General features: G+C 59.4%; 12 protein-coding genes. 4 read left to right on the forward strand and 8 right to left on the reverse strand.

Annotated elements, in window-relative coordinates; genetic code table 11:
• Window positions 1-50 precede the first annotated feature (50 nt).
• Complete coding sequence (locus CQ017_RS01650; RefSeq protein ID WP_105552496.1) at window positions 51-1,790, reverse strand: FAD-dependent oxidoreductase; 1,740 nt, start codon at window positions 1,788-1,790, stop codon at window positions 51-53.
• 78 nt (window positions 1,791-1,868) lie between these two features.
• On the opposite strand from CQ017_RS01650, the gene CQ017_RS01655 reads away from it, so the two are divergent.
• The gene (locus CQ017_RS01655) at window positions 1,869-2,804 is read left to right on the forward strand and encodes a LysR family transcriptional regulator (protein WP_105552497.1); all 936 of its coding nucleotides are present in this window, start codon (window positions 1,869-1,871) and stop codon (window positions 2,802-2,804) included.
• A 1-nt stretch (window position 2,805) separates the two neighbouring features.
• Here CQ017_RS01655 and CQ017_RS01660 read toward each other — a convergent pair whose 3' ends face one another.
• From CQ017_RS01660 to CQ017_RS01675, 4 genes are all read right to left on the reverse strand, one after another.
• The gene (locus CQ017_RS01660; protein WP_105552216.1) at window positions 2,806-3,471 is read right to left on the reverse strand and encodes a pentapeptide repeat-containing protein; all 666 of its coding nucleotides are present in this window, start codon (window positions 3,469-3,471) and stop codon (window positions 2,806-2,808) included.
• Window positions 3,472-3,523: 52 nt separating this feature from the next.
• Window positions 3,524-4,492, reverse strand: a complete 969-nt coding sequence (locus CQ017_RS01665; RefSeq protein ID WP_105552217.1) for an epimerase — start codon at window positions 4,490-4,492, stop codon at window positions 3,524-3,526.
• Between the two features lie 85 nt (window positions 4,493-4,577).
• Window positions 4,578-5,477, reverse strand: a complete 900-nt coding sequence (locus tag CQ017_RS01670) for a VOC family protein (protein WP_105552218.1) — start codon at window positions 5,475-5,477, stop codon at window positions 4,578-4,580.
• A gap of 159 nt (window positions 5,478-5,636) precedes the next feature.
• Window positions 5,637-6,506, reverse strand: coding sequence for an SDR family oxidoreductase (locus CQ017_RS01675; protein ID WP_105552219.1), 870 nt, complete (start codon window positions 6,504-6,506; stop codon window positions 5,637-5,639).
• A gap of 242 nt (window positions 6,507-6,748) precedes the next feature.
• Between CQ017_RS01675 and CQ017_RS01680 the strand changes: the two genes are divergently transcribed.
• The 3 genes from CQ017_RS01680 to CQ017_RS01690 all read left to right on the forward strand — a co-directional run bounded on the left by CQ017_RS01680 (window position 6,749) and on the right by CQ017_RS01690 (window position 9,937).
• On the forward strand, window positions 6,749-7,258 hold the full coding sequence (locus CQ017_RS01680; protein ID WP_146112403.1) for an Lrp/AsnC family transcriptional regulator: 510 nt from the start codon (window positions 6,749-6,751) through the stop codon (window positions 7,256-7,258).
• Window positions 7,259-7,484: 226 nt separating this feature from the next.
• Window positions 7,485-8,552, forward strand: coding sequence for a histidinol-phosphate transaminase (gene hisC, locus CQ017_RS01685; protein ID WP_105552220.1), 1,068 nt, complete (start codon window positions 7,485-7,487; stop codon window positions 8,550-8,552).
• Window positions 8,549-9,937: an amino acid permease gene (locus CQ017_RS01690; RefSeq protein WP_105552221.1), complete on the forward strand. Its 1,389-nt coding sequence runs from the start codon at window positions 8,549-8,551 to the stop codon at window positions 9,935-9,937. The genes hisC and CQ017_RS01690 overlap by 4 nt, the downstream gene beginning before the upstream one ends.
• Window positions 9,938-10,012: 75 nt before the next feature.
• On the opposite strand, the gene CQ017_RS01695 is transcribed toward CQ017_RS01690, so the two are convergent.
• The 3 genes from CQ017_RS01695 to CQ017_RS01705 form a co-directional block, all read right to left on the reverse strand.
• Window positions 10,013-10,702, reverse strand: a complete 690-nt coding sequence (locus tag CQ017_RS01695; protein WP_105552222.1) for a DNA alkylation repair protein — start codon at window positions 10,700-10,702, stop codon at window positions 10,013-10,015.
• A 66-nt stretch (window positions 10,703-10,768) separates the two neighbouring features.
• A complete protein-coding gene (locus CQ017_RS01700) occupies window positions 10,769-11,242 on the reverse strand; it encodes a protein-tyrosine phosphatase family protein (RefSeq protein ID WP_258133454.1) in 474 nt (157 codons plus the stop codon).
• 13 nt (window positions 11,243-11,255) lie between these two features.
• Window positions 11,256-11,882, reverse strand: a complete 627-nt coding sequence (locus CQ017_RS01705) for a GyrI-like domain-containing protein (protein ID WP_105552224.1) — start codon at window positions 11,880-11,882, stop codon at window positions 11,256-11,258.
• Window positions 11,883-11,884 lie beyond the last annotated feature (2 nt).

Here is an 11,884-nt window from a genome sequence, read left to right on the forward strand (position 1 = left end):
CGGCGAACCATATACCAGGCGTTTTCCGGTCCCCTGCCTGGGCGTGAAAATTATTCGACGAGCTTGCCGGCGGTGGAGACCTCTTGGATCAATGCCGCTATTTCTGCTGGCACTTCCACGATGGCTTCTCGGGTGATCCCGGTCTTAGGCGACCAAACGAGATTCACCTGCAAGCCGGGATCCATGGCTGGGAAGTCGCTGCGGTTGTGGCAGCCCCTGGTTTCGCGGCGTTCCAAGGCGGCTTCCAGGGTGGCCCGGGCGGCCAGCGCCGAAGATTTCAGATCAAAGGCATGGGATAGGTCTTGGAACCCCGCGATGTCGGGATGAATTCCGGCATTCGCCATGCGCTTTTCGATCTCGTCGAGTTTCGCAAGGCCGGCAAGCAATCCTTGCTCGTCTCGCACCACTCCGGCGTGCTCGGTCATCACATCGCGGATGGCGCGCTGCAATGCACGGACGTTCTCCACGCCATCTGCGGCCAAGAGGTCCTCGATGTCGCGCCTAGCCTCCGCGATAGCTTCTGCGGATCGAGGCTGGGATTCCAGTGCCCTGGCATACGCGGCTGCCGCCTGTCCGACGATTCGCCCGAAAACCAAGAGCTCGATCAGCGAGTTTCCGCCCAAACGGTTTGCACCGTGCAGTCCGCTTGAGGCCTCGCCTATCGCATAGAGTCCGGTGACTTCGGTTGAATGATCATAGGGGTCCACCCAGACCCCGCCCATCGAATAATGAGCGGTCGGTGCGATCTCGATAGGTTCGCGGGTAATGTCCAGCATCTGCTCTTCGAGCATCGTCTGGTACACCCTGGGCAGCCGCTCCATGATCAGCTGGCGCGGCAGGTGCGAAACATCGAGCCAGACCCCGCCCTTCTCCGTTCCGCGTCCTTCGCGGATCTCGGTATAGGCCGCGAGTGCAACTCGGTCACGGGTAGAAAGCTCCATGCGTTCCGGATCGTAGTTCTTCATGAAGCGTTCACCGAGCTGGTTGCGCAAAATTCCGCCCTCCCCGCGCGCCGCTTCGGAGATCAGGGTTCCTGCAGCAGATTCGGGTTCGATAATTCCCGAGGGGTGGAATTGCACGAGTTCCGGGTCGCGGAGGCGGGCACCGGCCTCGACAGCCAAGCGGAACGAATCCCCGGTGTTTTCGTCACGTCGCGACGAGCTGCGCCGCCAGATGCGGTTGTGCCCACCGGCGGCCAGGATGACCGAGTCGGCATGGATCAGATACCGGGTTCCGTTGTTCACATCGAAGCCGTAGGCGCCGAAGATTTGATTGTCCTTGACGAGCAATCGGGTGATATACACGCTGTCGAGGATTGGGATCTGCAGTTGTTCGGCACGTCGAATCAGCGTGCGTTGGATTTCCAGGCCGGTGTAGTCCCCTGCAAATGCGGTGCGGCGGAACTTGTGCGCTCCGAAGAAGCGCTGGGAAATGCGGCCGTCTTGTTCCCGGGCAAAATTCATCCCGTACCGTTCGAGATCTTCGATTCCGCGTTGCGCTCCCTGGGCCACGGTCTGCACGGTGCGCGGATCGGCGAGGAAATAGCTTTCCTTGATGGTGTCTGCAGCGTGTTGCTGCCAGCTGTCCTCTTCATCCATGGTGCCCAGGGCCGCGTTGATTCCACCGGCCGCCAACGAGGTGTGCGCATCGTGACGCGGACGCTTTCCTACGGCCAGTACATCTACGCCGAGTTCGGCGAGTTCGATGGCCGCCCGGAGCCCCGAACCGCCGGTCCCGATAACTAGGACGGTGGTTGAAATCTGCTGTTCTTTGCTGCTGTAAGTGTTCATGACATCAAGCATCTGCCGCTAAGAAACATACGTCCAATGAATTATCTTCATGGTTTCGATAGCCGTATGCTATGGGATATGAATCTAGAGCAGTTGCGGGGTTTCGCGACAATCGCCAGGGTGGGGCACTTCACAAGAGCTGCCGAGGATCTGCATCTGACGCAACCGTCGTTGAGCCGTCAGATCGCCACCCTCGAACAAGATCTGGGCTCCCAGCTATTCCACCGGGCGCGGGGCAACATCACGCTGACCGCCGCCGGTGAAGCGTTGCTGCCGCTGGCACGCCGCATGCTCGCCGATGAAGAAAATGTGCGCACCGAAATGGCAGAACTGGCAGGCTTGCGAAAGGGCCGGGTTCGGCTAGGCGCTCCCCCAACCCTGTGCGTCTCGCTGGTTGCCGAAGTTCTCGAAGTATTTCACCGCCGGTTCCCCGGCATTGAGCTTCACCTTAGCGAAGCCGGGTCGAAGAATCTGCTGGATGAGCTGGCTGGCGGATTGCTGGATCTGGCCCTGGTTGTTACTTCGGAGCACTCCGTAGCGGAGAAAAGCCTGGCCAGCCTCCCACTGTTATCCGAAGAACTTGTTGTCATCGACTCGACTGGTAAACCACGCCTTGGGGGCAGAGAATCCTTGGATCTCAAGGCGCTGTCGAGGCTTCCCCAGATTGTTTTTTCGCAAAGCTACGACCTGCGTGCAAGTACGATGAACGCCTACCGCGCACAGGGCCTGACCCCCAACGTAGTCTTGGAAGGCGCCGAGATGGACGCTGTCTTGCGCTTCGTCGAAGTCGGGTTGGGGGTTGCGGTTGTTCCGGCGACGGTACTGGTTGATCGTCCCGGGCTCAGCGCCGCCGCGCTGAAAGATCCACAATTGACGCGCACCATCGGTCTGGCGCATCGCCGAGATGTTTCATTGACTCGTGCCGCCGCTGCCATGCAGGAGATCATTCTAAGCACGGCTCGGGCACTGGCCGACCGCCAGCCTCGAATCACAAGCCTGCTGACCGCTAGCTAGCTCAGTCCTTGATACGCAGTCCGAGATATGCGGCGAACTCATACGACAGAGAACTCAACTGCTGCTCGCTAATCGTGGCACCGCGCAGTCCTTCGATGCCTTGCACTTGCGACATCTCCAACCCGGTCAGATCAACCGAGCTGAGATTTGCGCGCTCCACGCTCAGCGTCCCGGTACGACAATTTTCAAATCTCACTCGTTGCGCCTTGGCCTGCTGCAAATCAATTTCATCAAAGGTGCAATCCCGGAAGAGCACGTCCCGCAGCTGCGCGGAGCGAAGATTGACCCAACCGAATTTGCAATGGTCAAACACCACTGAGTCGGTCGAGGAATCCGAGAGATCGGCCGAGCCGAAGCGGCTGTGGATCATCCGCACGTCATTCAAGGTCGCTCCCGCGCCCTCCACGATTGGCGCGCTTAGCTGCTTGAACTCGCATTGAATATAGCGTGCGTTGCGCATGGAAAGTTCACCGATATTCAGTTCAGAAAACAGGCAATCTTCTACGCGGCCGTCGGTCAGATCAAGCAGATTCCGGTCATAGCCGGTGAAATGAAGCACCTCGACATAACCGCCGCCAAGCAGGTCCTCGACGGTTCCGGCTTCCAGTTCCGGAAGCCGGAACTCTCGTATGCGCGGAGCCATACCGTGTGTTTTGAGATGAGCCATGCCTAGCTTCCTTTCAATTCTGCAAAAAACTTGCACCGGGGATCACCGGTGTTCATTTTGCGACGTCAGCCAGCGCGGGATGCAGCTCGGGCCACTTGAATTCGTAGCCGGAACGTTCAAGCGTCTCGGGTAGCACCCACCGAGACTTCAACAGCATTTCCGGTTCAACCCGGAGCACGAACATCGCTGGTTCCAACATCCAACGATACGCCGATAGTCCGAACCTGCGCCCGGCGACGCGTCGCAGGCTCGACATGAGTTCGGCGTTCGTCACCGGGTGCGGAGCGCTCAGGTTCACCGGTCCGCGGATTTCTGGATGTTCAATCAGATGCCAGATCGCGCCCATGACGTCATCGAGGTGAATCCAGCTGAACCGCTGCTGGCCCCGGGTCGGATGGAAACCGCTTTTCTCCGGGCCCGTGGGGTCCGGCCCGATCCCGCGGTATCTTCGGTGCGCTGGCCACCACCCATCAATTTGCGGCCCGCCGACGCCCCATCTGGCAAGCCCAAGAAGTTTCTGGCTCGCCGGTCCGTCGCCGAGCACGATCGCCATGCGCAGCGCCACGCGGCGGGTGGCCGAGAGCTCCCCCGCGAAGAACTCGCGTTCCCAATTGCGTGCGACATCAACGGAGAACCCTTCACCGATTTCTCCGATGCTTTCGGTATTCGGCCGGTCCACAGCATGGCGGTAGATGGTCGCGGTCGAGGCATTCAGCCACAGCTTAGGCGGATGCTGGGCCGAAGCTACCGCCCTATGCAAAATCCGTGTCGTCTCAACCCGGGAACCGAGAATTTCGTTGCGTGCCGCATCGCTGTATCGGCAGCCCACGTTCTTTCCCGCCAAGTTGACCAGTAGCTGCGCGCCATCGACCGACTCGTCGATCGCGGCCTGGTCCGCCCAGCTGATCGGCCCACCTCGGCCGATGACGCTCAGCTCGTACCCCTGAGCCGACAGCTCATGAACCAGTCGCTCTCCGATGAATCCGGAGGCTCCGGCGATTACCGCACGACGTTTTGACACCCTAGATCTCCATCCACCAAGTTTGGCTTGGACCGCAACGTGGTGTCAGGATATCGCTGGACTCGGAACCGACCGAATCCAATGGCTAGAAGTCCTCGATCACCAGTTTCTTCATATTCAGCATCTTTTCGAAGGCTCCGGGCCGAGCCATCAGGTCGCCCATGTTCTTCGGAACCACCTGCCAGCTCACGCCGAACTTGTCCTGCAGCCAGCCGCACTGCTCGGCCTCCGGAACTGCGGATAGCGCCTCCCACAACCTGTCGATCTCCGCTTGGTCTTCGCACTGGACTTCAATAGAGATCCCCGGACTGAAACTGAATGGTTGCGCGACGGCGGAATCCATGGCCGCAAAGTTCTGCCCGTTCAGTTTGAAATCGCTGAACATCACCGCTCCGGGGACTGTCACCTCGGTCGGTTCCGGATATGGGAATCGACTGCCTACCTGCGCGTTTTCGAACAGCTCAACGTAGAAATCCACCGCAGGCACCGCCAGGTTCTGCGCGGCCCCGCCGAACATCAATGAAGGGACAATAAATGATTCGCTTTGGCCGGCGTCGGACTGCATGAGTTGCCAGCTGATGCCATAGCGATCCTGCACCCAGCCGTAGCGGGCGCTGAATGCGTAGGTATCCAATCCCATCAGGACGCTGCCGCCGTCGATGAGCTGATCCCAGGTTTGATCGAGCGCCGCGCGTGTCGCATCGGCGTCTCCCGAATAATTGGCCGGATCAAAGCTGACTATGAATGAGATCGATGGGTTGGGAGTGAAGTCGTTTCCGGCGTTGATCAGGGTGAGCTTCGTACCATTCAAGTCCAGAGTGACCGTCAGCGGAGCACCGGCCAGTGGTTCTTGAAAGTCGAGCAACCCTTCGGTGGGGTACCGCGATTCTACAAATGCGGAGGTGTTCGGGAATACACCTGCGTAGTACTGTCCTGCTTCTTCGGCGTTAGCAGCGAACCAGAGATTCGGGATGAACTTTTGCATGGCGAGTCGCTCCTGGTGATCGGAAATCCCGCATCAGTGACCACCAAGAAATCCTAGAGCCGCCTGAGGTCACATTCCGGGTTACCACGCCTACGCTACTCCGCGTAGGCGAGCAGGTAAACAGTGAGATGGTGAATTCTGCGCCAACCGCAAACCGAACTAGGAAACCGGCTCGTTGTCAGGCGTTTGCCTCTTCCGTCCGGTGAAATCATCCATGGAGCTATAGATCTTCAGGACCCTATCGGCCACCAGGTCCCACGCGCCGCGCGGAAGGACTCCGCGCAGCAGTTGACCGAATTTGCTCGTCCACGGCAGAAGCACCAGCGGCGTTCCGCGCAGCATCGCGCTCCACGCTTTGGCTGTCACATACTCGGTGTCCATGATTGGGGTGAACAACATGCTTCTCGCCCCGGCGAACATTCCGGTTGAAACGTAGGTGGGACAGAATGTGGTGACCTTGATATCGGAATCGGCCTCCCGTTCCAGTTCCAGTCGCAGCGAATCGCTCCAGCTCATGGCGGCTGCCTTAGAAGCTGCATACACGCTCATATTCGGATTTGAAACCAAGGCGGCTGCTGAGGCGATCGTAAGGATTCGGGCAGGACTGCCGTCTTGACCCATTTGCCTCAGGAGCGCATGGGTGAGATACATTGGCGCCAGTGCGTTCACCGCCATGGTGTCATTGATCTGTTCAGTACGATGCTTGGCAAAGGACGTGCCGGTGACGACCCCGGCGTTGTTCACCAGCACGTCCACCGCGCCCGCGGCCAGCGACTGATCTGCCGCAGCAATGATCGCCGCCTGATTGCGCAAATCGACTACCTGGGTATGAATGACGCTTCCGGAATCCAGCTGCTCTAACTCCTTGGAGACGGCAGAAAGCATCTGGCTGGAGATATCCCATAGAATCACTCGCCGCGCACCTTCGAGGCAGGCCGTTCGTGCGAAGACAGCGCCCATGCCTTGCGCGGCTCCGGTAATCAAGACGGTCAGTCCCGCAACAGATTTCAATGGCGTGCTCGCACTCATCGTTTCCCCTCTCCCAGGTAGGCCGATAAAGGCCAAGTGAGCCTTAGCCTACAAGGTGAGCTGCATTACATCGGGCTGATTGGCCCCGCACCGGCACCCCAAGTCCCACGGGCAGGTGCTCGCCGGGAATATTCGGTCACAGATCTTCGCGCTACCCTTGAAGGGTGATCAGAAATATCGCCCTTAGACGCAACTTTTCTGGCAGCCATTCCGATGTTTGCACCCAGCAGAGGACCTAAGCAGTGCGTATTGACCGTCTCGACGCCGACCTCATCGAGCTTCTCACCGAGTCCCCCATGCTTCCAGTCATGGAATGCGCCCGCCGCCTCGGCGTGGCCAGGGGCACGGTAACCAGCCGCCTTGCCCGCCTGCACGAAGGCGGGGTAATCCGGGCCATCATCCCGCAAGTTCAGCCTGCGGGCTTCGACTACCAGCTGGTCGCCTTTTGCTCGGTGGAAATAATTCAGAAATACGGCCACGAGCCGGTGGCCACGGCCCTGGCCGATTCGATCCCGGAGATCGTGGACATGTATACGGTGACCGGAACCTCCGACTTGCAGTTGCGCATAGTCGCTCGAAATGCGGTAGACCTTCAAGCGATCTTCGATCGGATCAACCAAGTTCCCGGAGTCGCGCGCACCTCTTCCTCGCTGGCCTTGCGCGAACACTTCCAGGGCAGGACCTTGCCGCTCGTTAAGGCCTACGCAAAAAATTCACCGCCAGAGGAAAAGGCTATACAGATCGACCAGTAATCTTCGCTGCCGAAGTCCAATCGGTATGCAGTGTGCATAGCCCTTTGCGCATCGATTGCGCCCTGTGATTGCCACCACCTACAGTTTTTTCTTGTGACTCGCTTCACCTCCATTTGGGCCATAGCTGCCCAGGGAATGTCGAAATCTTGAGCCCGTCTCAAATTTTTGGGCAAACCGTACACCACCGGAATGTTCCAAGCGGTTCATGACTTTTAGAGAGGAATCAATGAACATCAATCAACGCCCCTCCCTTGCCGCCGTGCCGGCTTACCGCCAGGGAAAATCGGCGGCCCCGGGCGCTTCGAAACTCTCGTCGAATGAATCGCCGCACGCTCCCCTGCCTTCGGTGGTGCAGAGTATCGCCGAGGGTCTGGAAAGCATTCACCGCTACCCGAATATGGCGGCACCGGAGCTGATCACGGCGTTGGCTGACCAGTACGATCTGGACCCGGAAGAGATCAGCCTGGGTGCCGGTTCGGTTGAGGTCGCCTCCCAGCTCATTCATGCAGTCGCCGGAGAAGACGACGAGGTCATGTTCGCCTGGCGCTCTTTTGAGGCGTACCCATCGCTGGTGCGCATTGCCGGCGCGGTTCCGGTCGAGATTCCGCTGGATGCCGAATTCAAGCATGACCTGCCGGCAATGCTGGACGCGATCACCGAGCGCACCCGGCTCATTTTCATCTGCAACCCGAACAACCCCACGGGTACCGTCGTTGCGGCGGACGCCTTGGAAGAGTTCGTCGCCGCCGTCCCACGGAATATTCTGGTGGTGATCGACGAAGCCTACGTTCACTTTGACCGTTCGGATATCCGCGCCGATGGCCTGAAGCTGTTTCGCAAGTACCCGCACGTCGCGGTGCTCCACACCTTCTCCAAGGCCTACGGCTTGGCTGGATTGCGGATCGGCTATGCGGTCAGCCCCAAGCCGGTGGCGCAGAACCTGCGCAAGGTTGCGGTGCCTTTTGGCGTCACCGATCTGGCTCAGCGTGCTGCGGTGGCCTCCCTTGAGGCCGCCGGCGAACTCGGCGTACGCATCAACGAGGTCGTCGAACAGCGCGAGCGGATGCTTGAAGGCCTGCTGGCAGCTGGCTACCCGGCGGTACCTTCCGAGGCGAACTTCGTCTGGGTAGCGGCGGCGGAACGCACCGCCGAGCTGGAAGCCCTGTTGAGCGAAGGCAATGTGGTGGTCCGCGCTTTCCCGGGCGAAGGCCTGCGCATCTCCTCCGGCAGCGCTCAGGACGTTGACCGCGTCCTGGCAGCCGTCACCAGCAAGGTAGAGGTAGCTAGCGCATGAGCATGCAAACCAAGGTCCGCGCGGCGGATAACTCACCAAAACTCCATGCAGGGCTAAGCCAGCGCCAGATCTCAATGATGGGTCTGGGCGGAGCGATTGGCGCGGGCCTGTTCATAGGTTCCGGCCAGGCCATTTCCATTGCCGGCCCGGCCGTACTGCTCTCCTACCTCATCGCCGGCACCGTGGTCATCGTGATCATGTCGATGCTCGCCGAAATGGTCGCAGCCGATCCGTCCTCAGGCGCCTTCAGCACCTTCGCGCACAAGGCGATGGGCAGCAGCGCCGGAAGCACCGTGGGCTGGCTGTACTGGATCCAGCTGGTCGTCGTGATCGCCGCAGAAGCCACCGGCGCGGCGGCCATTGTCGCCGCCTGGTTCCCTGGCTTCCCGCAATGGACCTGGGTCTTGGGCTTCGTGGTGCTGTTCACCGGTGCGAATCTCCTGGGCGTGGGCAATTACGGCAAGTTCGAATTCTGGTTTGCGTTCATCAAGGTCGCGGCGATTATCGCCTTCCTGGCCGTCGGCGCGCTGGTCTTGTTCGGCATCATCCCCACCGACGCACCGGTTGGCCTGGCCAACCTCGCCTCGCATGGTGGTTTCGCGCCGGCCGGGCTCACCGGCATTGCAGCGGCCTTGCTGATCGTGATCTTCTCATTCGGCGGAACCGAAGTCGTTTCCATCGCCGCAGCCGAATCCGATGACCCGCAAGGCAACATCAAGCGCACGATCAAATCGGTCATGATGCGAATCATGTTCTTCTACCTTGGTTCCATCATCGTGATCGTGGCGATCCTGCCATGGAATACCCCGTCCATCGTTGACGGACCGTTCTCCGCGGTCTTGGGCGTGCTGAATGTTCCGGGTGTGGAATTGCTGATGAGCGCCGTCGTGGTGATCGCACTGCTCTCGGCCATGAATGCGAATATCTACGGTGCTTCACGCATGCTGTACTCCCTCGGTACCCGCAAGATGGCTCCGCGTTCGGTGACTCACGTGACCGGGAAGGGAGTACCTGCCAAGGCGGTGCTCAGCTCGGTTGCTTTCTCCTTCATTGCCGTCGGGTTGAACTGGATCTGGCCCGATGCCGTTATGCCGATCCTGTTGAACGTGGTTGGCTCGACAATCATCGTGATCTGGTGCTTCATAGCGGTGACGCAGTACATCCTGCGCCGCCGCGCCGAGCGCGAAGGCACGGAACTTCCGCTGAAGCTCTGGGGCTTCCCGTACCTGTCCTTGGCGACCATCGCCATGATGGTGCTTATCGTGTGCATCGCGATGACCGACGCAGTGGCCCGGACCCAGCTGCTGCTCACGCTCGGACTGACCGGTGCGCTGTGGCTGGTTTCCAAGGCGCTGCGTCTGGGTGCCACCACGCACCAGCGCTAGCGCATAGCGCATAACGCGCAGAGGCCGGCGGAACCCAACAGGTTCCGCCGGCCTCTGCGCCATTAACGGCGGCAGCTAGTCCGACTGGCGCTTGACCATCTCATTGATCCAGATCGGAGCAAAAGGTGAAGTACACCCCGGCGACGTTGGATAGTCCGCCAAGACCTGCAGCGACTCGCCGATTTCCAATGCCCGGGCACGCAGTCCTGCGTTTTCGATGCCAATCTGCGCCAGCGTGTTATTCATGGCCCACTGGAGCCGTTCCGGGGCCTGCTTCATCTCGGCTTCGATCGCATCGAGCAATTTGTCCAGGTCGAGGTTTTCCGGGGCCTTGACAACCTGATGCGCGGTCAGCTCCCAACCGGCGCTGGCGATCACCGGGTCCGGATCCTGCATCAGTCGCTGACGCAGTTCTTCGAGGTGCTTGCTTTTCTTCACTACGTTGCTCAGGAACCAGCCCTGTACCTTCGGACGATCGCCTTCACGGATCCAATTTTCAAGATCATCCAGCGAGAATGCACGCGGTTTGCAGATGAGAATGGCCACCAGTCGGGGCGTCGTTTGCCCGGTCTTCCACAGTTCGACGGCAAGCTCCTGGTTGCTCTTCAGCGCTTTGGCCAACGCTCGCAATTTGCCCAGGTTTACGCCGAAATCATCACCGCGCTTCTCGTTAACGGCACGCATCTTCGGGTTCTCCAAAGCAGCTAAGGCCTCTTGCACCTCTGCTGCGGTGCTCGACGGGTTCAGTCCAATATCGGTGCTCATACCTTCATCTTCTCTCAAATTCTCTCGCAGTGCCCTGCACCAGGCCAAGTCCTTCTGGCTTGGGGATCAGTGATCATCATTCAACGTCAGTTCAGGCAAGACGGTAAGTAGCCAGCGACGCTGCCCTAAGGTCTCGACTGCCTTTGGATGATAGTTGTGTCTAACCCATTCCACGGCGTCTGATACCTGGATCCCACCGAGCACAGCCAATACTGCCAGCGCGGTTCCGGTTCTCCCCACTCCTCCACGACAAGCAATTTCTACTCGTTCCGCGGGCGCTCGCCCATACGCTTCACGCAGCGCCTTCAAGGTGTCCACGGTGGATGAAGGAATGGAGAAATCACGCCATTTCACCCACAGGTATTCACGGTCGGTGAAACGCGGATCTTTTCCAAGCAGGTACACGCCAAAATCAGGTGGCGGCAGGACCCTGCTTTGCTTCAGGCTCGAACCGCGGATCAGCGCCCCATCGGGAAGCCGCACCAGATGTTCTTGCCCGGTCCATTTCATTGGTTCGTCAGGTGAGCGTCCGTTCATCATCGCTTGTAACCCGCTATCCGGCGTTGGCTCGTACCGGCTGTCGAAGGATTGTGCGCAGCTTGGCCGGCGCTACGCGGCGCGGATCGCTGAGGTAAATTTCGTGATGCTTGCCGGTCAGCTCCAGTCCTTGTTCGGGGATGAATTGCCGATGCATCCGGTGCAGCGTTTGGGCTTCGTCGTCATACGCACCAATATGCAGGGTTTGCGCACACAGCCCCTCAGCGAATACCTCAAATCTCACCTTGTCCAGTGCAGCTGGAGGATCCTTCTCGGCCAGTTGCGCACGGATGGTTTCAAACATGGTGCGGTCGATCCATTCGGGCTGCAGGATCATCATGGTCCAGTCCCACTGGGATTTGTCTCTGTGCTCGGTAAATGCCGACATGTCTTGCGCCCACCAGAGCCCTTCTAAGGGCATGACAACGTAGTCCCTGCCAAGTTCACGTTTGCTCATGAACTTCAGCTTGTAGGCCACCGGATACAGCGCCTGCAGGGCTTGAGCATATTCGATCGAGGTGTTCGGGTCCCCGTGCCCATCGATCATGAGATACGGCAGTTCGGGCACCTCGACTAAGCCGAACGCCTCATGTTTGGCCTTATAGCTCGGGAGAGTTTTCTTGAGATCCACTTTCGCATCCATGA

Source organism: Arthrobacter sp. MYb224, from assembly GCF_002975455.1.
Lineage (GTDB): Bacteria > Actinomycetota > Actinomycetes > Actinomycetales > Micrococcaceae > Glutamicibacter.